The organism is Stieleria neptunia (assembly GCF_007754155.1).
Lineage (GTDB): Bacteria > Planctomycetota > Planctomycetia > Pirellulales > Pirellulaceae > Stieleria > Stieleria neptunia.
Genome location: NZ_CP037423.1, coordinates 3,865,749 through 3,888,044, shown reverse-complemented (window position 1 = coordinate 3,888,044; position 22,296 = coordinate 3,865,749). Strand labels below are relative to the sequence as shown.

Genomic DNA, 22,296 nt, shown 5'->3' with positions numbered 1-22,296 from the left:
ATCCCCATATCACTCGACCACGCGGTCACCCCCGTCACCGCATTTTACGACAACCGATTTGACCATGTCAGAACACGCCGCTCCCGCTGTCAAACCGGCCGACGACCCGGCCTTCCAGCTGCCTGCATCACTTCGCGGCTTGCAGATGCCGCTGCTCGGCGGTGGACTCATCGCCCTGCTGGTCGGCATGGGCATGGCATTCGCCGTCAGTGATGCGGATATGCCGCGGTTCGGGATGTCCGCCTACTTGGCGGCGTTCTTGTACGTCCTGACGATCGTGCTGGGATGTCTGTTCTTTGTCTTGATCCAGCATCTGGTTCGAGCCGGATGGAGTGTCGTCGTCCGCCGGGTTGCCGAATGCATGATGATCATGATCGTGCCGATGGCGTTCCTGTTCTTGCCGATCCTGTTCGCGGTCTTTAGCGAAGGCACCTTGTTCGTCTGGACCGATCCCGATTTCGCGACCAATCTGCATCTCGACAACAAGATGTGGGAAACCAAGAAACTGTTTCTCAACGCCCCGTTTTTCGTCCTCCGTGCCTTGGTTTACTTCGGAATCTGGGGCGCCCTGGCGGTCTATTACTGGCGCGGCAGCGTGAACCAGGACGAGACGGGCGAGCGTGCGGCGACCGACCGTATGCAATACTGGTCGGGCCCCGCGGTCATGGCATTTTCGCTCTCCCTGAGCTTTGCCGCCTTTGACTGGGGGATGAGCCTGGCTCCGATGTGGTTTTCGACCATGTTCGGCGTGTACATCTTTGCCGGAGGCATTTTGGCAGCCCACTGCGTGATCACGCTGCTGACGTACGTGTTGCAACGTGCCGGGGCATTGAAGGAAGAGGTCACGCCGGAGCACTACCACGACTTGGGGAAATACATCTTCGGGTTCATCGTGTTTTGGACGTACATCTCGTTCAGCCAGTACATGTTGATCTGGTACGGCAACATTCCCGAAGAGACCGAATGGTTCTTCAGCCGTCAGGAAGGCGGGTTCGGATACCTGTCGATCGGATTGATCTTTTTCCACTGGTTGATTCCGTTCTTTGGGACGATGAGTCGCCACGTGCGTCGCCGCCCAGGGGTGATGGCATTTTGGGCGGCGTACATCCTGGTCGTTCACTTCATCGACATCTACTGGATCGTGATGCCGGAAGCCCGCGTGGTCGAGCAGCACACCGTGCCCAGCTTCGGCGGTCCGCTGGGTATCTTGGCCAGTTTGCTGTGTGTCGTCGGCATGTCGACACTTGTGATCGGGTTGGTGCTTCGCGTGGCGGGGGGCAACCGTGTGGTTCCCGTTCGCGATCCACGGCTCCGTGAATCGATCATTTTCGAAAATATTTAGCGTTTCCGGGGGACAGCACGTCGCACGTCCCTGTTTTTTAGCACTCCAGACTCCCTCCGCTCGATAAACTTCGAAGTAGAGCCATGGCAAAATACGACGATCTGAACACCAGACAGATTTTCATCATTGGAATTGCTTCCGTCGTTGTGACGGCGGTGACCATTTTGGCGGTTCAATACGTGTACTTCCTGCTGGTCGACGCTCATAAAGAAACCCTCCAGGCTCAGAGCAGCTACAAGCGGCAGAACGCAGTTTTGAACGACCAAGCTGGCTCGATTTCCAAGTACGGGGCGGACCCGTTGACGGGAAACATCACCATTCCGATTTCCAAAGCGATGGAATTGGTGGCACAGGAAAGCCAATCGGAATCCGACAACCACTCAGACAATGCTGAATCCAAAGACGCAACCTGAACCGAGGACACCATCGAGCAACCGGGGCATCATGTGGCTCGCCGCAGTCGCTGCGCTGACGTTGACAGCGGTGCTCGGCCCACGGACCGAGTCGCCGGCTCAGGATGGAGTCCGACTCGGTGCGAAAGTCGACTTGAACGACAACCTGCCTCCCGAAGCACGCGGGATCACGGTCGTTCAGAATCTGGGGGACGTGATTGCGACCAACTTGCCGCTGACGGATTCCGAAGGCAACGCGATCAAGACCGGATACATTTTCAACGGAAATCTGCCGACGATCGTCACGCTCAACTACAGCGATTGCCCGATGCTGTGCAGCGTTCAGTTGAACAAGCTGACCGAATCGCTGAATCAGTTGGATCTTCAGCTGAACAAAGACTTTAAAATTTTGACCGTCAGTATCGACCCCAACGAAACCAGTCGACGCGCGGCGGAAACGAAAGACAAGTACGTGTCGGTGCTGTCCAATCAACCCGGTGCCGAACAGGGTTGGACGTTCGCGACGGCGAAGCAACCGATCATCACCAAGTTGGCCGAGACGCTGGGATTCAAATACCGATACGACGCGGCCAACAAACAATACAACCACCCGGCAATGCTGGCATTCGTTTCGCCTACGGGAGTGATCACGCGGTACTCGCTGTCGATCGACTTTCCGCCGGAGCAACTGAAACTGGCGTTGGTCGAGGCCGGCGAAGGGACCGTGGGGAACGCGGTCGACCAGTTCATTCTGTGGTGTTACAGCTACGACCCGGATTCGAATTCCTACACCCCGCACGCCTGGCGAATCATGCGGTTGTGCGGACTGGGGTTCATCGGAGTTTTGTTGACGGCTTTGGTACCCTATTGGGTCGGCCGCAAGGGGAACCCCGAGGCTCGTCAGGAGGCGGATTCGGTGCCGACGTTCCCCGGCAGCGATTCCCGAACGGACGGGAATGCCCCGTCGCAAAACGAGTAACGAGATAGGCAGGGACTGCTCACCGGGCAGTCGTTTTTACGAAGAGATCTTTCCAATTCAATGACACAAATAGCCCCCGCGATGATGTCTCTGTTAGGCGACTACACCAGCAGCAAGCTCTCGGTTTTCCCCAAATCTGCGTCGTCGTTTTCCGGCGAGTCCGATTGGGTGTTCCACTTCATCACCATTGTCTGTGTCGTTTTCTTTATTCCGATCGCGATCGCCCTGTTCGGTTTCGCATGGAAGTATCGAAAAGCCAAAGGGGAACCGGCTGACAGCCAGGTCGACCACAACACCACGTTGGAATTGGTCTGGTCGATTGGGCCGTCGTTTCTGCTGGTGGTGATGTTCTACTTCGGTGCCCGCGGCTACCTGGACATGCGATCGATCCCCGAGGGGGCCTACAACGTCGGTGTGGACGCCTACAAATGGGGCTGGGGCATGAACTACGGAAACGGCGTGATTCACCCCGAATTGCACGTCGTCGCCGGCGAACCGACGAAGTTGACGATGACCAGCAAAGACGTCATCCACAGCCTGTACATCCCCTCGTTCCGCGTGAAAAAGGACATCGTGCCGGGCCGCTACAACTACATCTGGTTCAAAGCGATGGAGCCGAGCGAGAAGGTGATGACCGACGAGGAGTGCAAACAGCTCGCCGACAAGGACAAAGAAGAGAACTTGTCTTGGGACTACGACGCCCGCCAGTGCACCCCCGACGGCTACAACTTCTATGACCTTTATTGTGCCGAATATTGCGGAACCAACCACTCGGAAATGCAAACCGTCGTGGTCGCCCACGAAACGCAAGAAGAACTGGACGCCTGGATCAAGAAATACAGCTCCCGCGGCCCGGATGAATCCCCGGCGGCCTACGGTGCCAAACTGTACGAGCGACGCGGATGCAAAAGCTGTCACTCGATCGACGGCTCGCGATTGGTCGGGCCGTCTTACAAGGGCAGCTATGGCACGATGCGAGACATCGTCGGTGGCAGCCAGGTCAAGGTCGACGAAAACTACATCCGCGAATCGATTTTGAACCCGAAAGCCAAGGTGGCGATCGAGCAAGGCGTCGCCTACCAACCGGTGATGCCCAGCTACAAGGGTCAGCTGTCCGACGACGACATTTACAGTTTGATCGAATTCATCAAGAGTCTGGGAGACGCGTCGGCGGCCGAAGAAGCCTCGGAATCGCCGGCCGAAGAGGCCGCCGAAATGGCGTCGGAAGAGGCCGCTGAAGCCGCCAGTGCAGACGCGGAACCCGTGTCGGTGGAATGAACAAACGGCGATCACGCCACAACAGAATCAAGAAGAAGCCGGAGTGATCTCCGCATTTTGACTCCCGAACCGTCGGGAATTTTGGGACAATCACAACTGTGGTTGCCCTTGAAACCTATACCAACCCATTTGTGAATAAACGAGATAACGTTCATTAACAGACCGTGCCGCGAGGCCGGGCTTTGATCGATCCGCCGGGAACGCACCGGGCGATTGTCGAAGCCAGACAACAGGCTCTGGTCGAATGAAGTTTCCATCGAGGTGAGAGATGTCTGCAGGATCTGTGCCGTCGGGCTACGAAGTCAATGACCCTGGCTATCCGACTCCGCAAGAGAACTACCTGACCAACTCAAAAGGCATTTTGAGCTGGGCGTTTACGCTGGATCACAAACGCATCGGCATGATGTATTTGATCGGCGTTTCCAGCGCGTTCCTGTTGGGCGGGCTGTTGGCACTGGGAATCCGGCTGCACTTGTTTGCCCCCGATGGCATCCTGTTCAACAACGCGTTGTTCCAGTGGCTTGCCCCGGACAAGGCCCCCAACGACATCTACAACCAGGTGTTCACGTTGCACGGGGCGATCATGGTGTTCCTGTTCATCATCCCGAGTATCCCGGCGGCGTTGGGGAATTTCCTGGTGCCGGTGATGCTGGGTGCCAAAGACGTCGCGTTCCCGCGTTTGAACCTGAGCAGTTTCTATCTGTGGGTCGGCGGTGCGTTGTTCTTCGTCATGGCGCTGTTGGCCAGCGGATTGGACACGGGTTGGACGTTCTACACCCCCTACAGCACGACGACCGATTCCTCGGTGATTCTGGCGACCACCGGAGCGTTCATTCTGGGATTCAGTTCGATTTTCACCGGATTGAACTTCATCGTGACGATCAACACGATGCGGCCGCCGGGGATGACCTGGTTCCGGATGCCGTTGTTCCTGTGGGCCACGTACTCGACCAGCATCATCCAGGTCCTCGCGACGCCGGTTTTGGGGATCACGTTGCTGCTATTGATCGCCGAACGAACCTTGCACATCGGGATTTTTGACCCGGAATACAACGGCGACCCCGTCACGTTCCAGCACTTTTTCTGGTTCTACAGTCACCCTGCCGTTTACATCATGATTTTGCCGGCCTTCGGCATCATCAGTGAACTGATCAGCGTCCACAGCCACAAACGGATCTTCGGCTATCGCTTCATCGCTTACTCTTCGATCGCAATCGCGCTGCTCAGCTTCATCGTCTGGGGACACCACATGTTCACCAGCGGTATGAGCCCGATCACGACGATCATTTTCAGCGCGTTGACGTTTACTGTTTCGGTGCCCTCGGCCATCAAGGTGTTCAACTGGGTCGCAACCATGTTCAAGGGGTCGATCAGCCTGACGACTCCGATGGTGTACGCGATCGCGTTTATCTTCTTGTTCACGATCGGCGGTCTGACCGGGTTGCACCTCGGCACGCTGGCGACCGACATGCACTTGCACGACACCTACTTCGTGGTCGCACACTTTCACTATGTGATGGTCGGCGGCACGGTCGTCTCCTTCCTGGGCGGCGTGTTCCACTGGTGGCCGAAAATGGTCGGCAAGATGTACAGCGAAGCCGGCGGGTTGCTCTCGGCCGCGTTGGTGTTCATCGGGTTCAACCTGACCTTCCTGCCGCAATTCATCTTGGGCAGCCGAGGCATGCCGCGTCGCTACGCGACCTACGATCCGGAATTCGCACCGCTGCACCAGATGAGCACTTACGGAGCGTTGATTCTGGGAGCCGGTTTGTTCGTGGCATTGTTCGTCTTGCTGATGTCACTTTACAACGGCAAGAAGGCTCCGGCGAATCCGTGGGGCGGTGCGACGCTGGAGTGGAATTGCACCTCACCGCCGCCGTTTTACAATTTCGAACGTCCGCCGGTGGTGGGCGATCCCTACGAGTTTGGCGATATCCGTTGGGATACCGAGTTGGATCGCTACGTGAAGGTGGAACCGCAGCGTGAACGGGTGCCCTCGGAGACTCCTGCCGAGACGCCGGCTCACGCCAGTGAGTAATGGGTGCTTCGGATCGTCGCATCCGGATGACGGGCGATCCGATCAATTGCTATCTTCAGAGTTGTATTTGTTTTTCATTCCTTCGCTTGCTTGATTCAATCAATGGCTACTACCGACGCTGGGCTCGCGTCCGACGCGCATGAACAACCCGGTCACGGGCATTCCGACCACGGCCACGGTGATCACGATCACCCGTCGTACCTGGCGCACCACTTCGACACGCCCGAGCAACAGTTCGACAGCGGCAAGCTGGGCATGTGGCTGTTCCTGGTGACGGAAGTCTTGTTCTTTAGTGGAATGTTCTGTGCCTATGCCATTTTCCGCTCTTGGCGGCCGGAAGTGTTCGAAGGTTGCAGCCAGTTCTTGAACACCAAGCTTGGTGCGATCAACACCGGCGTGCTGTTGTTCAGTTCCTTCACGATGGCGTGGGGCGTTCGCTGTGCCCAAAAGGAACAGCACAAGCTGCTGACCGTGATGCTGGCCACCACCCTGTCCTGCGCGACGGTCTTCTTGGGCGTCAAAGCGATCGAATACTCCCACAAGTGGCACCTGGGGCTGTTGCCGGCGGGTCTGTTCAGTTACGACCCCAGCAATCCGCACCCGGTCGGTGGCCCCAATTACCTGGCCTATATCTGTGCCCCGTTCGTGCTGATCACGATCGGCGTGGCCATCTGGTTGGTCGTCAGCTTCCTCCGCGGGGCGAAGTTTCAACTGGAGTGTGCCAAGCCGCTGATGGTGGTTTGCCTCTGCTTCTTCGTCGGTGTCGGCCTGGGAACGATCCTGGAAAGCGGTGGCGACGCAGGACATCATGAAGACGACCACGCGGTCGTGGCCTCTGCCGATGGCGTGGCAGCCGAGCACGGTGAAGAACATTCGCACGGCGAGGCTGAGGAACACGCCGAGCACGAAGCGCCGACTGCTGCAGCGGTCGTTACCTTGCCCGCCGCCGGAGCGATGACCGACGACAGCGCCGATCTGGCTGTGCTGGAGCGTCTCGCATCGGATTCCACCAACACGGGTCTGCAAGACGAATTGGCCGCTCGCAAAGCACAATCAGAGCGATCCGGCGGGGGGATCCTGTATGACGTCAGCGACGACGCCTCGGCGACGGTGGCTTCCGCTCCCGAAAACGTGCTGCGTCCCAGCCGAGCCGGTGTGTTCTTCAGCATCTACTACTGCATGACCGGGATTCACGCCATTCACATTCTTGCCGGCATCGGCGTTATGGTTTGGTTGTTGGTCCGTTCGATTCGCATGGACTTCAACCGCAACTACTTCGGTCCGGTCGATTACGTCGGGTTGTACTGGCACATCGTCGACATGATTTGGATCTACTTGTTCCCCTTGATGTATCTGATTCGATAACGTCGTTTCCGCGTAGGGTCGCCGACGATCGGCGGCGACCAATGACCATCCATGCCCGCTGACGGGCCCAACCATCAACGAAACACTCTCTGAAGATCCTTTTGTCATGTCTGCTCACGAAAACGCTCAGGAAGGCTACGACTTCGCACACCCGCTTCCGCTGCCGCTGTTGGCCGGCACCTTCCTGGTGTTGACGCTGCTGACGGTGCTGACGGTCGCTCAGGCGAGTTTCAATTTCGGCAGCCTTGACGTGCTGATCGTGATGGTGATCGCGACGATCAAAGCGGTCCTGGTCGGTGCGATCTTCATGCACTTGGCCTGGGACAAACCCTTCAACATCATCTGTTTCATCGGTTCGTTTGTCTTCGTCGGGCTGTTCATCATGGCGACGTTGTTCGACAGCCGCCAAACCGCCAAGGACTCCATTCCGGTGACGGACGACGCCGTGGTGTCGGCCCCCGCCGAGCTGTAGCCGGGCCCCGCTAGGCGCTTGGGCACTCAAGGAGTTTTGCGGAATCGGGCGATTGAGATGGAGAGGTTGGGTCAACCGTGAGCCGCAGGCCGTAAGGCCTCGGGCGACGCCGCAGTGCCCGGCCGCTTACGCGTCGCGGCTCACTCAATCGACAGAACGCTTCCGCCCGACCGCCGACAAACAACACCGCGTTAGGCGTCTGCGCTGACGGGATGGGACGAACGCTGAGGCCACTCTCCTGGCGGGAAGGTCACTCACGGCGAGGGGAGGGTTCGTTTGCGCCATCGAATGATCTCGAGCCGTAAAGCCCCGTCCCCGACTTCTCATCGCCAGCTCTCCTGGCAGTTCGCGGCCCCGTTTTAGCGGCGAGCTATAATCGAGCGCTGCCGCTGTTTGTTTCTTGCGGCCAACTCCGTCAGCCAGTTCGGCCCGCCGTGACCCGCAAAACCGCTCTGACCGATCCCAACGCACGATGGCGTGATGCTCCGATCGGGAGCGAGCGGTCATCCGATCGGCGTGCCGGGCCACCTGCCGTGGCGCCACCGGCTGAGGCGCCACCAGTCGCCGGGCCACCAGTCGCCGGGCCACCGATCAATCCGCGGCGCGAGCAGAACGCCGCCGGCCCGGCGGTTGATCCGAATGCGACCGGCGAAGAGGTTCCCCGCGGGATCTTTGCCCGGCTGGCGACGAAGCGCAATTCGTCCTGGCTGGCCAGCGCCGCATTGCATTTGCTGTTCCTGATCATCCTGGCGTTGTTGACATACCGGATCGGCGGCACCGAGCGTGGCCTGTTGATCGAAGGCGCCTGGTCCGGGCCCGAGTCCAACACGCCACTGGAAAGTGTGACGCTGGCCGAGGCGACGGCGGACAATCAGAACGAACAGCAGGATTTGCCGGTGGAAGTGGATCTTTCCATCGTCAGTGAAAACGTCGCCAATGCGTCCGTGGTCGCGCCCCAGCAAGCGTCGATCGTGGATGACAATGCGTTGGTGGGACTGCAAACCGGCGGATCCACCACGGCGGCCGAGCAAGTCGTCTTTCTGGGCGGAGGCGGTCTGTCGGCGCGGACGCCGGAGGGCCGGAAAAAGTACGGCGATCGATACGGCGCCACGCGACAGAGCGAGACGGCCGTCGAAAACGCCTTGCGCTGGTTGGCGAATCATCAGCGTGACGATGGTTCATGGTCGTTCGATCTGCGTTTGTCGCCGTGCGACGGGCGTTGTCGAAACGGCAGGAAGGCAAACGATGATACGCCGACTCCGTCCACCGCCGCGACGGGATTGGCGCTGCTGGCATTCTTGGGCGCCGGGTACACCCCCGAAGTCGGACCCTATCAGGACGTGGTCCAACGTGGGGTGTACTATTTGCGAAGCACCGCGGCGGAATCCCAGTTCGGATACGACTGGCAACAAGGTGGCAGCATGTATGGGCATGGCATTGCGCTGATGGCCATCTCCGAGGCCCTGGGGATGACCAAGCACGAGGACCGCTTCGATTCCGACTTGCTCCACTACGCCAAACAGGGCGCACGGTTTACCGTGATCGCACAACATGACAACGGATCCTGGGGATATACGCCGGGAAGCCCCGGCGATACGACGCTGACCGGCTGGCAGATCCTGTCGTTGATCGGGGCCCGCAAGGCCGGCATCCAAACACGCAGCGATACGTTCTCCCGCGCGAAAGAATTCTTGATGAGTGTTCGCCAGGGGCCCGAGTTTCAGTTCGGTTATCGCACGCCGGAAGCGGAAAAAACAACCACCGCGATTGCCCTGACGCTGTTGATCTATCTGGGACAAACGCCCGGCCACAGCCTGTTCGACGAAGCGATCGACAAGCTGGCCGAAGAAGGCCCGACGCTGACCAATGTTTACCATGACTACTACGCGACGCTGGCACTGCACCATTTTCGACACCGTCAATGGGAATCATGGAATGATCGATTGCGTGATCACTTGGTGCGCACCCAGGCGACCGAAGGACATGAAGCCGGCAGTTGGCACTTTCGCGACCGATGGGGCGATGTCGGGGGACGCGTCTACACGACCGCGATGTGTGCGCTGACGCTGGAGGTCTACTACCGGTTCTTGCCCCTGTACGACGAGCCGCCAGATTTTCCGCTCTGACCGCCGGCGATTGCCGAATCGAAGTGGCCTCGCGGCCTGTCGATGCCGGAATGACAGGCCGGAAGCCTATCCCACTGGTCAGATCCGACCGATACAATGGACACACGCATCCTGCTCCTCCCGTCGCGAATGCCTCACCGGAGGCATCAATCAACATGCGAAAAAGCCTGCTGTTCGGATTGTCGGTTCTGCTGATCGGAGGGATCGTCTACGTCAACTCTCGAAACGACGCCGAGCAGGACGCGGCGCGCTTGCTGGACAAACTGGAACCGTCTGGCGGATGGGAAAACGATCCGCCCCTGGATCCCAACCGGACGCAAAACCATTCGCCGCCGGGAGACTTCATCGTCGATCTTGAGCCGGGCGGAACGTGGTTTGTCGGCAAACGCGGCGCCGAAAGCGAACTGTTGCTGCCGTATCGGCCGGTGCAGATTCCCAGCCCCAGCAACGACCTGGAACCGGTCAACGAGAACCCCGGTTTTCTGGGTGCCGATGCGTGCCAGTCATGCCATCAAGACCGCCACGCCTCGTTCGTCCACACCGCGCACCACCGGACCAGTGCGGCGGCCAGCCGAACGTCGATTGCCGGTTCGTTTCAACCGGGACAAAACGTCTTGAAGACGAACAGCCAAGGATTGTGGTTCAAGATGCTGGAACGTGATCAACGGCTGTTTCAACAGGTCTCGTTCTACGGTTGGAAATGCGACGTCCCGTTTGATGTGGTGACCGGATCATCAAAGCTCGGCCAGACTTATCTGTATTGGCACGACGACGGCCTGTTCCAGATGAATGTGTCCTACATCACCGGTACCGACGATTGGGTCAACAGCCCGGGATATCCTGACGGCCAAGCGATCTACAACAGGCCGGTCACCAACCGCTGCTTGGAATGCCACACCACATGGGCGGACGTCCGCCGACCACCGAACCATTACACCCCCGAATCCCTGATCTTGGGAATCTCCTGTGAGCGCTGCCACGGGCCGGGCCGCGACCACGTTCGGCACCATCAATCCAATCCCGATGAGAAGACGCCGCGATTCATCACCCAACCCACGTCACTCTCGCGGCAACAACAGTTGGACATCTGTGGCCAGTGCCATTTCGGGAACCCAAAACTCAAAGGCGCCCCATATCAGTTTCGGCCCGGTGACGATTTGATGGATCATTATCACCCGCCGCAGGCAGACCTGCCCGGGGGAGTTCATTCCAGCAACCAATTGGTTCGATTGTCGAAAAGTCCGTGCTTCAATGAAACCGAAATGACATGCACCACCTGCCACAATCCGCACCAAAGTGAACGGGGCGATCGCGAACTGTTTTCACAGCGCTGCCTCAAATGTCACCAGCCATCCGATTGCGGCATGGAGTCCACGCTCGGGCCGCAATTGAGCGACAATTGCATCGATTGCCACATGCCCGCGGGCGCGACCGAGAACATGTTCATGAACACCGCCCAAGGCAAAGTCTTTCCGTCCCTTCGCGACCACCATATCCGTGTCGACAAGGATTTGACGGCGGCCTACCTGCAATCGATCGGCAAGTAAGCAACGCTCGGAAAATAAGTGGGATAGGCTTCCAGGCTCGTCGACGCTGAAATGACAGGCTGGAAGCCTATCCCACTACAAAAGGATTAAGGGGCATGACCACGCATTACTCCCGAATCGAGAAAACTTCCACGTCGACGCCGGGGGAGTAGTGCGCCAGGGTTGGACGTTCACCAAGTTTCGGCAAACCGGCCGCGGTGATCAGTTGGTCCGCGAACTCGGTGACCTCTGCGGTCCAGACGTCATAGGGATCATGATGGACTTGGCCACAAAACACCCGCCCCCGCTTTTCGACAAACAGCAGGTAGCGTTCGAACAAAAAGTGCTCCAGCGATTCAGGAACCGAGGGCCCCAAATGTTCCGCCACTCGGAACGACACCCGGTGCTCCGCGGCGCCACCACGCCGAGCGCTCCGGTATCGGTGTTCGTCACCGGAGCCGTGCGCCGACATCTGGGCGAAAAAGTAGGGCAGGGACCAACCGATGCGCGCCGCGATCACCGCCAATCGGGAACTCGCATCGAGCGAAAAGAAGTAAACCCCCGGCCGATCGTTGTGCGTCACGTAGGTTCGGACGTTGGTTTCCAAAAAGTTAAACGCGAACCGGCGGGGCAGCCAGGACGGTCGGATGTTCCGCATTTTGAACGGAACGATGCCGACGAACGCACGGCCGTCAAAGGTATCCAGATCCAGCGTTTCGGGCACATGCGGGCGCAGCCTTTCGGCATCGATTTCCCAGTGGCAGAACAACAACGATTCCCAACGCTGCGTTCCCGCGTTCATCCCGACAGGTCGTTTCGATGGTGCCAAGCGATCGATCATCATCCGCTCTTCCGTTGTTCGTTAGCGGCAGGGCGCAAGCCCTCCGGTCTTTCACGGTGTTTTTGAAACGCCACCGGACGGCTCGCGCCATTCCGCTAACACCCTACCGCCCCAATGTAACGCTTCCTACTTGTTGAGCGGGCACGGCGATCGGCTATGATGATTCAATGGCCAAGCAAAAACCGGAAGTCAGCGTCCGAACCTATGGACTGTATTCCAAATGGGATTCCGGATCGAAGGAATTGCCAGCGTTTCTGGAATCCACGACACGCATCCCTGCCGAAGTCGATGTGGAGTTCGGTTTGGTGATCAACGTGACCGGTGGCAAAAATTTGCAGCTTCATTACTGCATCGATCACCCCGGCATTCGTGACGCCGACGGCAAGCGAAGGCCTGCATTTGAAGACGTGGTTTACATCAAAACCAACGACTGGGATTTCTACCTGGGCGACACCGTTTGGGAACCCATCGACGACAAGATCGGCACGTGGCGGATGACGCTAACGTTGCAGGGTCAACTCGTGGCCGACCAAAGTTTCGAAGTCTATCGCCCGGCGAAACATCAACGCACCGCCAGGCCGTTGCGGCATCAGTATCGCTTGGTCTGGATCCCCAGGCTGTAGTTTCAGGAGAACGAACGACAGGCAAATAGCTGACAAGAAAATGAGGCAAATCGACTGCCGCCCGGGCGGGCGATCAATTTTCTTGTCACCCATTTTCTTGTCTGTCTAAACAGCGGCATCAATATTTTTCTGCCCGCGATTTTTCTGCCATCTTCGCAAGCTGGAAGCTTACGCCACGGGGGGACCGTTAAAACTCGCGTGCACTGCTTTCGGTCGGACTCGGGAAATCCTCCGGCACGTCGGTCAAGGTCACGTCGCCGGTCGCCGCCCATTCGCAGCCGCGGACCAGCGTGGTGATGAACCCGACGCCGCTGAAGGAGACGGCGTCGTGGCCCATCGTGGTGTGGAAGATCCGACCCTTGCCGTAATCGATCGTCATCAGTTTCGGTTCGTGGCGTCCGGTCCCTTTGTATTTGGGGTCGGCGTACGCGGTCGCCAGGATCGTCATGTTGACGGCCGGCCCGCGCAGTTTTTGATAGAGTTCGTCGCGGGTGTGCAGCCAAGCGCTCGGCAGACCTTTGACGATCGGGTGGTCGGGCGATCGCACGATTACCTGATACTCGTGTGCCGGTCCGTGGTTGCCGCCCGGTCCGGCGGTGGTGTCACGCACGACTTCGCCATCCAGATTGATGTACACGTACGGGCCCGACTGTTCGTTTCGGCCGCCCCATCCGCCGATGCCGATCATCTTGTTGAATTCGTTCCACTCGGCGAACGAGTTGTCGGCGGCGTGAATCACGACCAGTCCACCACCGCCACCGACAAAGTCCTCCAGCGCCTTTTGAGTGGCTTCCGGCCACGGTGCGGCATTCCAACCGAAGTTGCTGATCACGACGTCGTAGTCAGAAAATTTAGGATTGAAGTCGGGATCCGTCTTGGGCTGGGGCAGATCCTGATACGTCTTGCCGTCCTCGAGCGGGAATTGTTCGAGCAGCTTGCCGCCTTTCCAGGTGAACTGGGTCCGCTCGATGTCGACGGTGAAACGTCCCGACTCTTCCAGGTACTTCTTGGTCATCATCGTCGTCTGGGGCCAGGCGGTGTGGTTGTTCTGGCCGTCGATGATCAGCGCCCGCAGCTTGGCATCGGCGGCGCCCGCCTGGGCGAGGAATCCGGGTAGGACGGCAAGGACAAAGACGGGCATCAGTGCGACGCTGATCGCACGGCGGGTGACTCGATTCATGATGGTGGTGGTGTACTTGAAAAGGATAAACGGTGAGAAAAACAGTGGGCGGATCAACCGTGACGGGTGCGACAATCATCAGCCGGTGGACGCCAGCGCACGGCAAAAGCCAGTGCATTGGTGTCGACACATCTGAGGTCGCGCTCCCTTGCAGGGAGAGTGACTTCGAGCCTTGCGACTTGTGCAAACCCCCATACCAGCCCAACAGGATCGTCGGGTCATCATTGTAGCTGGTCGCCACCCTGGGTTCTGCCGGCGGGCGAGCGCTGCTCAAAAGAAAAAAGCCCCCCGCGATGGCTCGCGAAGGGCTTTGCTGATCAGCACCGTGTGCTGGCTTTGTTTGTCGACGACCTATTCGGGTTTCTCCTCGTCAGGCGCCACTTCGTTTTGAACGTTTGCATCTTCGGCGATCATTCGTTCATAGTCGGCAAACGCTTGTTCGTCGGCATTCTGCATCACGTTAGACGGTTGTGAATCACCACACCCGACCAGCGGCAACGTCAAGACGGCGGAACATGCGAGCCATGAAAAACACTTTCTCATTGCAGTCATCCTGGGGTTGATCGGTAGCATTACTGATTGAGCTGTTCTTGAATCGTTTCATTGCTCGCCCGAGTGCCCAACGCACCCCAAAGTCCATACGGGCTGACACTGCCGGGCGCTTGCCCGCCGGTACCGTTTCGCCAAACCATCCCGGCTCGACTGTTTCCGGCCTCGACCGAATCGGTCATGAACACGACTGCTCCGTCTCCCATCAAGATGTGTGCACCGCCCTGGTGACGACTGCTCGGGGGCGCAAGGAAGGTGCCTCCGGGATTCCGTTGGGCACAGATTTCCGCGTTCGGCGGCAGAATCGTATGCATCGAAGTCATTTCGACGCGGTGATCGGCCCAGCGGAATCCGCGTCCGTTGCTGTTGTTCATCATCCGCAGCGACTGATCCCAGAATCGTGGACGATCTGGGTCGAGGTAGCCTTGGTCTTCGCACCATTTCGGATTGTCGCGAATCAATGCCCAAGCTTGGGTTGGTTCGTGGTCGGGCAACGTACGTTTGTCTCGGTCACCCAAGTCGGTCGCGATTTCGCCCATTGCGATGGTATTGGACAAACCGTCCAGCACGTCACGGAACTTGGCCCGTTTGTGTTGCACAAACATGCCGCGGTCGGCGGCCTGGGAGTGTCGCATCCAGCCGCTGGTTTCAGGATACGATCCGTCCTCGGGGTTGGGGAATTGTCGCCCCCCGCGAATCGACCAGTAACAAGAGTCGCCAAGGTTGACGGCATAGTTGGTCCGGCCCAAGGCCGGCAAGCCCACGCCCGGGTCACTCGGGCAACGCAGCGTCGGAACCTCCGTCGACCAAGGGATGTACCTCGCCTGAGTAGGAACTGGCCCCATCGGGGGCCAGGGCGGATTGTAAACCACAGACGGGTCGATGGCGTCTTTGTTGTTGGGGTTTGAAATTTGGTCCCAGATCCCTTGTTGCTCCATGAAGGGAGTCAGTCCGACCAAGGCACTCAACCGCCACGAGTTGGAGTGGGAATAGTTTCGCCACCAGTCGTGGGTTGGTCCGGTTTGGCCGAAGGGCGGAGCTCCGGAGGTTCCGGCGCTCGTCGTTCCCACCCCGTGCATCGGTAATTCTTTGTAGGCCGCGTGGTAATTGTGCACGGCGATTCCGATTTGCCGAAAGTTGTTGCTGCAGCTCATCCGCCGGGCGGCTTCGCGGGCGGCTTGAACCGCGGGCAACAGCAGTCCGACCAAGATGCCAATGATGGCGATCACAACCAAGAGCTCCACGAGCGTGAAGCCAGATCTCACATGCCGTTTCATGTGAACCTCCAAAATAAATTAAGGAAAAGAAAACGGGCGAGTTTTCAATCTATTCCTTGTACGGGCCTTCCTACCGGCCAAAAACCGCCCTAACGCGAAACAATCCCACATTTATGAAAAATCGGTCATGATTTAGCAAGGACGCACCCCATCCAGCGGGTGTCCGGTGGAGGATTGCCGGAGTTTTATTCACCCCCGTCGGGCGACGCTGGGACGACCGGATCTTGGGTCCGACCACGCGACCCCAAGCTTTGATGTGGCGCGCCGCCGGACGTCGATTTTACAGGTGACGGATTCGATCGTAGCGGAAGGAGCCAAGATTTTTGCAGCGCGTGCCCTCTCCGGCGTTTGCTTGCTGCGCAAACGCCGTCTCTCCCAGAGGGGGTTCTTCGTGGATTTTAGTGGCTGCTCTCGGATACTCGGGGAAGGTTTTTTGAGGGATGACTGCGATGTCCGATGGTTCTGTTCGGTCTGATGGCGAAGCCAGCTGTAGCGGAGACGGGATCTGCGGAGGAGCAACCCGCCTAGGAATCACCTGGTCTGCGATGCGGCGAAGGTGCTTCGTGCCCTCCACCGGCCCGCGTCGCCGGAGGGGCGTTTGAACCGAGCGGTTGTCGTCCAACACCCATTCGGACATCGCAGCAATGCCTCAAAAAACCTGGGTCCTGAGTGATTACCCACTAAAATCCGCGAAGAACCCCCAGAGGGAGAGAGAATCGAAATTCGTTGCCAAAGCTGACAACGCCCTAGCGTCCGTCGCGGAGTCGATAGCCGAGGAAATTGTCGAGTTCCGTTTCGGCTTCGATCTTGGCGATCGTGTCTTCGATGTCGTATTCGACCCGGTGAAAGAAGACGTGCTGCTGGTCGTAGATGACGTAACAGCTGCGGGGGTCCAGATCCCGTGGTTGGCCGACGCTGCCGACGTTGATCATCAGCCGGGCCGAGGAATCACTGACGTCGTAGCCTTCGGGCACCTCGGTCGGCCGAAGGAAATTCAGATCGGTGGTAAAAATCCCGGGGACGTGGGTGTGACCTTGGAAGCACAGATGGGGCACCAGCGAAAACAGCTTTTCCATTTTCTTGCCGTTCTGGATGTCCTCGGGCATCACATATTCGTTGGTCGGCCCGCGTGGTGACCCGTGCACGAACAGGATGTTTTCTTCGCGGATGGTGCGTGGCAGGCCGCACAAAAAATCCAGCCGGCGTCGCGACGCGGGGGGCTGTTGGTCGTCCGCCGACTCTTCTCCGGCGTGGTTTTCCAGCTTGCTGCGGGTCCAAAAGATCGCCTGTTCGGCGGCGGCATTGAAGCCTTCGGGATCGAACAGCGCGCTACTGTCGTGGTTGCCGAGCACACAGAACGCGAATTCCATCACGACGTCCAGGCATTCGCAGGGCTGGGGTCCGTAACCGACGACATCGCCCAAGCAGACGATGCGATCGACCTGTTGCGTTTGAACGTGCGCCAACACGGCCTTGAGCGCAGTCAGGTTACCGTGAATATCGCTTAGGATCGCAGTTCGGGTCACTTAACGTCCGTGTTTGATGCGGTCGCCGAGTTGATCGGACAAGTCGGCTTCGGCGTAGATCTTGTTGGCTGTCGTCTCGATGTCGTACTCAACCCTGCGGTAGGTCACCGTGGGGCCGCCGGGGGCATCTTTGTCCAAAATAACATAGCACGCCCGATTGTCTTCGTCGCGCGGTTGACCAACGCTGCCGACGTTGACCATCGCTTTTTCGCCTGTCAGCTGATAATGGTAATCGCATTCATCGGGCTGGATGAATTCGCAGTTGGTCGTGAAGATCCCCGGCAGGTGGGTGTGGCCCATGAAGCAGTATTGCTTGACTTTGCCGAACAAGATCTCCATTTTCCGCTGGTCGAAAATGTATTCGGGAAAGACGTACTCGTTGGTCGGGTCCCGTGGCGATCCGTGGACGAACTTGAATTGCTCGTCGTCATGGTAGCGGGGCAATTCGCCGAGGAAGTCCCAGCGTCCGTTGACCTGGGCGGCGCTGCCGGGACCGTTGTCCAATTGGTCGCGGGTCCAGTAAATCGCCTGCAAGGCCATCGGGTTGAATCCGTCGGGATCGAACAAGGCGGCCTGATCATGGTTCCCCAGAATCGTGACCTTGCAGTTCTTCATCACCTGGTCCAGGCATTCACAGGGATTGGGCCCATAGCCAATGATGTCCCCCAAGCAGTAAATTTCGTCTACCGATTGGGAACGGATATCGGCCAGAACCGCGAGCAGCGCTTCAAGGTTGCCGTGAATGTCGCTGATCAGGGCTCGCTTCACTGTGATGGTCCTGGCGGGGAAAAGGAGGGCTGAGTTTCAAAATGGCGTTCTACTAAACGAATCCATCGGGTCAGCGAATTGTAAAGGTAATCCAATTTTCGCAACAATCCCACGGCAGTGACGCGAATCGGCGCGTCGGACGCCGCATTATTTCTAGTTTCGTTACGACCCTTGATGATTCAGCTCGCACTTGAAACCACCGGAACCAGCGGATCGCTTGCGGTTTTGCAGGACAAAACCGTGCTCCGGCAGCGTCGATTCGGTGTCCTGCGACGGACCGCCGCAGAGCTGGCCGCCGAATTGGACACCTCTATTCGCTGGTGCGAAGACCACGGCCACGCCCTGGCCGCGATTTCGGTGGCGGTGGGCCCGGGATCGTTCACCGGCCTGCGAATCGCGATCACAACGGCAAAAACACTGGCCTATGCGCTCGAATTGCCCGTGATCCCGGTCGGTTCTCTGGCGGCCATCGCGGCGGTGAACCTGGGCGAAAATGGCGCCGCGAACGCCCTGGTCGGACTCAATGCCTACCGTGGCCAGGTTTTCGCGGCCGAATTCTCCCGGGACGAACTGTGCCGAAATGAAGCGGGCCGCGACAATTTGATCCAGCGTTGCAACGATCGCGCCGAGGTTTTGTCCAAACAAGATTGGGACCAGCGGGCGGCCGAAAAACGGGGCCGTTCCGATTGGGTGATCGCGGGGGATCGCTCCATTGTTGCCGATCAGGTCGTCGAATCGTTGCATCAGGTCGAACATTGCGACGCGGTCGGCGTCGGGTGGGTCGCGGCCGGTCTGGTCGCCGGCTCAACCAGCCAGCCGCCGGCCTGTTTTGCCGATCCGTTCTCCTTGGACGCCCGCTACCTCAAACTGAGTGCGGCTGAGGAGAAGGCAGCTTCACGCTGATCGATTCCTGGCTGCGACGCACGCCGTCGGTGCCGTAGTAGATCGTCGTTTTCTTGCGATGGTCGTAAACGGCGGTCAATTTCACACTCCGCGGGCCGTGCACGCAAAAATAAAGCCCACAGGATTCTCCTCCCCGTAGCACCTGGCGACGGGTCATCGGGAATTGTCCCGGTTCCAGTTGACCGATCCGGCACAAGTAAGCTTCGACGTGTCGGCAAAATCTGTCGAATGAGACGGTTTGCGAGGAGAACCCGATCATATAGGCAAATTCACTGGGAAGTGGACGGATGTGGGGCGACAAATGGCCCGGCCGCGAGCCAACGCTCGGTGTCGACTCGACCGCTTAGCAGCGTTGGTATCGGCGGCGACGGTGCGGAAAATTAGTTTCCAAGAAAAGCTATAGGTGGGCACGTCGAGCGTCTTGTTCGGTCACCCGCTGGAAAATGTCCCTCAAAATCCGCTGTTCCAGTGAAGTGTCGCGGCCGAGCGAAATCCATCCCAAGGTTTGAGGGGAATCGCCCGCACCGCCGACCTGGCGGACGATCGTCCCGTCGTGACGTCGCGTTGCCGTCGTCTCGGTTGCGTATTGCGTCCGATCGGTGTCCTCGAGATCTTTCTGCACGATCACTTCGACGGTGTAGCCCGCACCGCGCGGCCGGACGATGACCGTCGCCTTGCGACGGATCGATTGCAGTGTGCTTTGCAGGGCTTCGAAACCCGCCGTGCTGTCCTTTCGCCACGGTTCCAACACCGACGCGCCGACGCGATACGATGTTTCGACTCGCCCGTCCAACAAGAAGTTGTTGGAGTTTTGAACCGGCTGCTCACGCGAAATCCGAAAGTAATCATCCACCGTGTCCACCACCTGAGACCAAACGAATTGGTCGTCCAGCGGCGGCAGTTCCAACGGGTTGGGTATGAACTGCTCGGGCGCACGGCGATCCAATCGATACGCCAATTGTCCACACCCCTGAGTCACCAGCAACGCGATCAGCACGATCAGGACGGCAGCGACGTTCGGTAATCGTGGGGTCAGCATCCTGCTTGCCATGGATGGGTTGGATTCGATCTCGTTCCAAGGCTCCGCCTTGGAACGCAAGGTCGGCGTGGCTCCCGCCACGTGCCGGTTGTCGTCAGGAGGCGGGAGCCTCCGTGACAGTGTGTTCCCAGGCAGGAGCCTGGGAACAAGTTGATGACAGGCTGGAAGCCTATCCCACTTTGGTACTCACCGGTAATCCGAATCGGCTGCCGGCCCGGTTGCGATGCTGGTCGGTCGCAAGGGTTTCGCGCCGGGCACGTCGTCGGGATAGATCGACCAGACGGGCACCTTCTTGCGCATCTCTTGCATCATCGCGGTTTGGGACGCCGCGATCTTTTCCTTTTTGATCTGCTCGCGAATCTCGTCCTGCACGTCGGCCAGCGGTGTGACGCCTGCTTCCTTCCTCTCCAGCACCTTAATAATGTGCAACCCCTGCTCGTCTTCAATGATTTCACTCATCTTGTCCAAGGGGATCGAAAAGACTTGTTCCTCAATCGGCTTGGACGCCAGCGAACCCTTGGAGGTCCAATCGTGTTGGCCGCCATCGGCCGCAAACGGCTCTTCACTCCTTTTTCTGGCCAGCTCTTTCCAGCCTTCGTTGTAGTACACCTCACGTCCCATTTCGACGATCAATGCCCGCGTCTCCTCGCGTGAAGAATGGTTGGCGAACAACACCGAAAGTTGTTCCCAGCGGGCCTTGGCTGGGTGTCGATAGGTATCGATCGCATGTTGGTAGGCCGTGTTGATTTCGGCGATCGTGACCGGCGGATCTTTTTCGATTTTGCTCCGCATGTACATGTGGCCGAGCATCATGTCGGTGAATTCACGCTGACGTGCCCGCAAGGACGTTCCGGTCTCGCGGAGCTTCGCGTCCAGTTCCGTCAGGTCTTCGGTCCCATGCTTTTCCTTCAGCCCTTCCAGCTCGTTTTCAAAGAACATCTGGCGTGCCCGGCTGGTCATCATCTCGCTGACTTCGCGGCGTTTGGACGCGGCCTGGGTGCCAACTTGTTCCAGCAAGAACGACTCGCTCATCATTTTGGTTTGGATCGCTTGGGTCAGCGCGCCGCGGGCTAGGTTCATCCTCGCCGGGGCGAGCTGCTCCGGGGGCAATTTCAGGTTTTGTTCCTTGAGCACTTGCTGGATTCGGCCGTCAACCTTCGGCTGGATGTCGCCCCACAGGATCGGGGATTGGCCGACGACCGCCATGATGGTGGCGGGGTCATCGGGCAGCGGCGCGAGATCCGCCGGCGGCGCAGGGACTTGACCGTGCAGCGTGCCGATCGACGGGCTGGAAACACAGATCGACAGGGCGACCGCCAACAGTCGCAGCGCAGACTGTCGCCGAGTCGCTCGTGGGGCCGCCGATGGTGGTGGCGAAAGGGGTTGGTTCGAAGGCATCATCCGCCCGCAGCGAAGTGGTGGGAGTGAACGGGTTCAATCGCCTTGTAAGCTTCAGCAACCCATGGAAACAAGATCAGTCCAACCCGCCGCAAAAATCCATCACTTTCGAAAACAGATCGCCATTGACAGCACCACCCGCCGGCGGCTATTTCGGCTTCTATGGCTTGGACCTGACGGCCGCTGACGCGACCGAACCAGGCCAACATCCCATGAAAACACCAAAACACAGGCGGATTTCGAACGTAGGCAAACGTTTTGCGGGAATCGTTTCCTGTCCCCTTTTTTTGAGGGGACGGAGCGTCCAATGCGACTGACGACGGTTTCTGGGTCAATCGTCTTCGGGAGCTGCTCCACGTCGAAATTCCGTCCGCATCGGGGCGCTGCACTGCAGCGCCCCGATGCTCGATACACCAAGCGTCGCAACACCCGACGGCGCTGGCGTCACCGGCCCGTTCATTTCGTGAGCCGGCGGCGGTTTTAGGGTTAGCAAGAAAGTGGCGTAAGCTTCCAGCTTGCGTTTCACGAGTGAAACGAGACGGCAAGCTGGAAGCTTACCCCACTTCGCTCTCGATGGGCCAACCGCATGGAAAAACTTTTTCCATGCCGTATACAGATGTAGAGAGTGGGATCTAATGAAGCGGTCGCTCTCGACCGTCGCTGCTCTTTGAAAC

Annotated in this window: 19 protein-coding genes; 11 read left to right on the top strand and 8 right to left on the bottom strand. The window is 58.6% G+C overall.

All coding sequences use genetic code 11. The features are described 5' to 3' along the window. Nucleotides 1-64 precede the first annotated feature (64 nt). The 9 genes from Enr13x_RS13540 to Enr13x_RS13505 all read left to right on the top strand — a co-directional run bounded on the left by Enr13x_RS13540 (nt 65) and on the right by Enr13x_RS13505 (nt 11,539). Nucleotides 65-1,342, top strand: a complete 1,278-nt coding sequence (locus Enr13x_RS13540; RefSeq protein ID WP_145386795.1) for a hypothetical protein — start codon at nt 65-67, stop codon at nt 1,340-1,342. An 83-nt stretch (nt 1,343-1,425) separates the two neighbouring features. Further along, nucleotides 1,426-1,755 carry a hypothetical protein gene (locus Enr13x_RS13535; RefSeq protein WP_145386793.1) on the top strand — a complete coding sequence of 110 codons (330 nt, stop codon included), beginning with the start codon at nt 1,426-1,428 and terminating at the stop codon, nt 1,753-1,755. A 31-nt stretch (nt 1,756-1,786) separates the two neighbouring features. After that, a complete protein-coding gene (locus Enr13x_RS13530; protein WP_231744266.1) occupies nt 1,787-2,713 on the top strand; it encodes an SCO family protein in 927 nt (308 codons plus the stop codon). Between the two features lie 81 nt (nt 2,714-2,794). Then, on the top strand, nt 2,795-3,991 hold the full coding sequence (locus Enr13x_RS13525; protein WP_231744265.1) for a cytochrome c oxidase subunit II: 1,197 nt from the start codon (nt 2,795-2,797) through the stop codon (nt 3,989-3,991). Nucleotides 3,992-4,259: 268 nt separating this feature from the next. After that, on the top strand, nt 4,260-6,029 hold the full coding sequence (locus tag Enr13x_RS13520; protein ID WP_145386787.1) for a cytochrome c oxidase subunit I: 1,770 nt from the start codon (nt 4,260-4,262) through the stop codon (nt 6,027-6,029). Between the two features lie 102 nt (nt 6,030-6,131). Then, nucleotides 6,132-7,394 carry a cytochrome c oxidase subunit 3 gene (locus Enr13x_RS13515; protein WP_145386786.1) on the top strand — a complete coding sequence of 421 codons (1,263 nt, stop codon included), beginning with the start codon at nt 6,132-6,134 and terminating at the stop codon, nt 7,392-7,394. Between the two features lie 106 nt (nt 7,395-7,500). Beyond that, on the top strand, nt 7,501-7,866 hold the full coding sequence (locus Enr13x_RS13510; protein ID WP_145386784.1) for a cytochrome C oxidase subunit IV family protein: 366 nt from the start codon (nt 7,501-7,503) through the stop codon (nt 7,864-7,866). A 434-nt stretch (nt 7,867-8,300) separates the two neighbouring features. Beyond that, entirely contained in the window at nt 8,301-9,992 is a 1,692-nt protein-coding gene (locus Enr13x_RS37935) for a prenyltransferase/squalene oxidase repeat-containing protein (protein ID WP_197456011.1), read from the top strand. 155 nt (nt 9,993-10,147) lie between these two features. Next, nucleotides 10,148-11,539, top strand: a complete 1,392-nt coding sequence (locus Enr13x_RS13505) for a multiheme c-type cytochrome (protein WP_197456010.1) — start codon at nt 10,148-10,150, stop codon at nt 11,537-11,539. A gap of 106 nt (nt 11,540-11,645) precedes the next feature. Here Enr13x_RS13505 and Enr13x_RS13500 read toward each other — a convergent pair whose 3' ends face one another. Beyond that, complete coding sequence (locus Enr13x_RS13500; RefSeq protein ID WP_145386780.1) at nt 11,646-12,362, bottom strand: YqjF family protein; 717 nt, start codon at nt 12,360-12,362, stop codon at nt 11,646-11,648. Nucleotides 12,363-12,526: 164 nt separating this feature from the next. Here Enr13x_RS13500 and Enr13x_RS13495 point away from each other — a divergent pair, with 164 nt between their 5' ends. Continuing rightward, nucleotides 12,527-12,982 carry a DUF3859 domain-containing protein gene (locus Enr13x_RS13495; RefSeq protein WP_145386778.1) on the top strand — a complete coding sequence of 152 codons (456 nt, stop codon included), beginning with the start codon at nt 12,527-12,529 and terminating at the stop codon, nt 12,980-12,982. Nucleotides 12,983-13,169: 187 nt separating this feature from the next. Here the strand turns inward: Enr13x_RS13495 and Enr13x_RS13490 are convergent, their stop codons facing one another. From Enr13x_RS13490 to Enr13x_RS13470, 5 genes are all read right to left on the bottom strand, one after another. Beyond that, the gene (locus Enr13x_RS13490) at nt 13,170-14,162 is read right to left on the bottom strand and encodes a ThuA domain-containing protein (RefSeq protein ID WP_231744264.1); all 993 of its coding nucleotides are present in this window, start codon (nt 14,160-14,162) and stop codon (nt 13,170-13,172) included. A gap of 351 nt (nt 14,163-14,513) precedes the next feature. Beyond that, nucleotides 14,514-14,705, bottom strand: a complete 192-nt coding sequence (locus Enr13x_RS13485) for a hypothetical protein (RefSeq protein ID WP_231744263.1) — start codon at nt 14,703-14,705, stop codon at nt 14,514-14,516. 29 nt (nt 14,706-14,734) lie between these two features. After that, the gene (locus Enr13x_RS13480) at nt 14,735-15,988 is read right to left on the bottom strand and encodes a DUF1559 domain-containing protein (RefSeq protein WP_145386775.1); all 1,254 of its coding nucleotides are present in this window, start codon (nt 15,986-15,988) and stop codon (nt 14,735-14,737) included. Between the two features lie 746 nt (nt 15,989-16,734). Next, a complete protein-coding gene (locus Enr13x_RS13475; protein WP_145386773.1) occupies nt 16,735-17,514 on the bottom strand; it encodes a metallophosphoesterase family protein in 780 nt (259 codons plus the stop codon). Beyond that, nucleotides 17,515-18,282 carry a metallophosphoesterase family protein gene (locus tag Enr13x_RS13470; protein ID WP_145386771.1) on the bottom strand — a complete coding sequence of 256 codons (768 nt, stop codon included), beginning with the start codon at nt 18,280-18,282 and terminating at the stop codon, nt 17,515-17,517. A gap of 174 nt (nt 18,283-18,456) precedes the next feature. On the opposite strand from Enr13x_RS13470, the gene tsaB reads away from it, so the two are divergent. Then, nucleotides 18,457-19,185, top strand: a complete 729-nt coding sequence (gene tsaB / locus Enr13x_RS13465) for a tRNA (adenosine(37)-N6)-threonylcarbamoyltransferase complex dimerization subunit type 1 TsaB (protein WP_145386769.1) — start codon at nt 18,457-18,459, stop codon at nt 19,183-19,185. Between the two features lie 397 nt (nt 19,186-19,582). Here tsaB and Enr13x_RS13455 read toward each other — a convergent pair whose 3' ends face one another. Next, complete coding sequence (locus Enr13x_RS13455; RefSeq protein ID WP_231744262.1) at nt 19,583-20,224, bottom strand: hypothetical protein; 642 nt, start codon at nt 20,222-20,224, stop codon at nt 19,583-19,585. Nucleotides 20,225-20,410: 186 nt separating this feature from the next. Then, on the bottom strand, nt 20,411-21,625 hold the full coding sequence (locus Enr13x_RS13450; RefSeq protein WP_231744261.1) for a peptidylprolyl isomerase: 1,215 nt from the start codon (nt 21,623-21,625) through the stop codon (nt 20,411-20,413). Nucleotides 21,626-22,296 lie beyond the last annotated feature (671 nt).

Excerpts from the sequence above, each read along its gene's own strand:
- Enr13x_RS13515 (WP_145386786.1), top strand. The coding sequence starts at position 6,132 with ATGGCTACTACCGACGCTGGGCTCGCGTCCGACGCGCATGAACAACCC.
- tsaB (WP_145386769.1), top strand. The coding sequence starts at position 18,457 with ATGATTCAGCTCGCACTTGAAACCACCGGAACCAGCGGATCGCTTGCG.
- Enr13x_RS13510 (WP_145386784.1), top strand. The coding sequence starts at position 7,501 with ATGTCTGCTCACGAAAACGCTCAGGAAGGCTACGACTTCGCACACCCG.
- Enr13x_RS13485 (WP_231744263.1), bottom strand. The coding sequence starts at position 14,705 with ATGAGAAAGTGTTTTTCATGGCTCGCATGTTCCGCCGTCTTGACGTTG.
- Enr13x_RS13495 (WP_145386778.1), top strand. The coding sequence starts at position 12,527 with ATGGCCAAGCAAAAACCGGAAGTCAGCGTCCGAACCTATGGACTGTAT.
- Enr13x_RS13500 (WP_145386780.1), bottom strand. The coding sequence starts at position 12,362 with ATGATGATCGATCGCTTGGCACCATCGAAACGACCTGTCGGGATGAAC.
- Enr13x_RS13455 (WP_231744262.1), bottom strand. The coding sequence starts at position 20,224 with ATGCTGACCCCACGATTACCGAACGTCGCTGCCGTCCTGATCGTGCTG.
- Enr13x_RS13480 (WP_145386775.1), bottom strand. The coding sequence starts at position 15,988 with ATGAAACGGCATGTGAGATCTGGCTTCACGCTCGTGGAGCTCTTGGTT.
- Enr13x_RS13505 (WP_197456010.1), top strand. The coding sequence starts at position 10,148 with ATGCGAAAAAGCCTGCTGTTCGGATTGTCGGTTCTGCTGATCGGAGGG.
- Enr13x_RS13535 (WP_145386793.1), top strand. The coding sequence starts at position 1,426 with ATGGCAAAATACGACGATCTGAACACCAGACAGATTTTCATCATTGGA.
- Enr13x_RS13450 (WP_231744261.1), bottom strand. The coding sequence starts at position 21,625 with ATGATGCCTTCGAACCAACCCCTTTCGCCACCACCATCGGCGGCCCCA.
- Enr13x_RS13490 (WP_231744264.1), bottom strand. The coding sequence starts at position 14,162 with ATGAATCGAGTCACCCGCCGTGCGATCAGCGTCGCACTGATGCCCGTC.
- Enr13x_RS13525 (WP_231744265.1), top strand. The coding sequence starts at position 2,795 with ATGATGTCTCTGTTAGGCGACTACACCAGCAGCAAGCTCTCGGTTTTC.
- Enr13x_RS13520 (WP_145386787.1), top strand. The coding sequence starts at position 4,260 with ATGTCTGCAGGATCTGTGCCGTCGGGCTACGAAGTCAATGACCCTGGC.
- Enr13x_RS13540 (WP_145386795.1), top strand. The coding sequence starts at position 65 with ATGTCAGAACACGCCGCTCCCGCTGTCAAACCGGCCGACGACCCGGCC.
- Enr13x_RS13530 (WP_231744266.1), top strand. The coding sequence starts at position 1,787 with ATGTGGCTCGCCGCAGTCGCTGCGCTGACGTTGACAGCGGTGCTCGGC.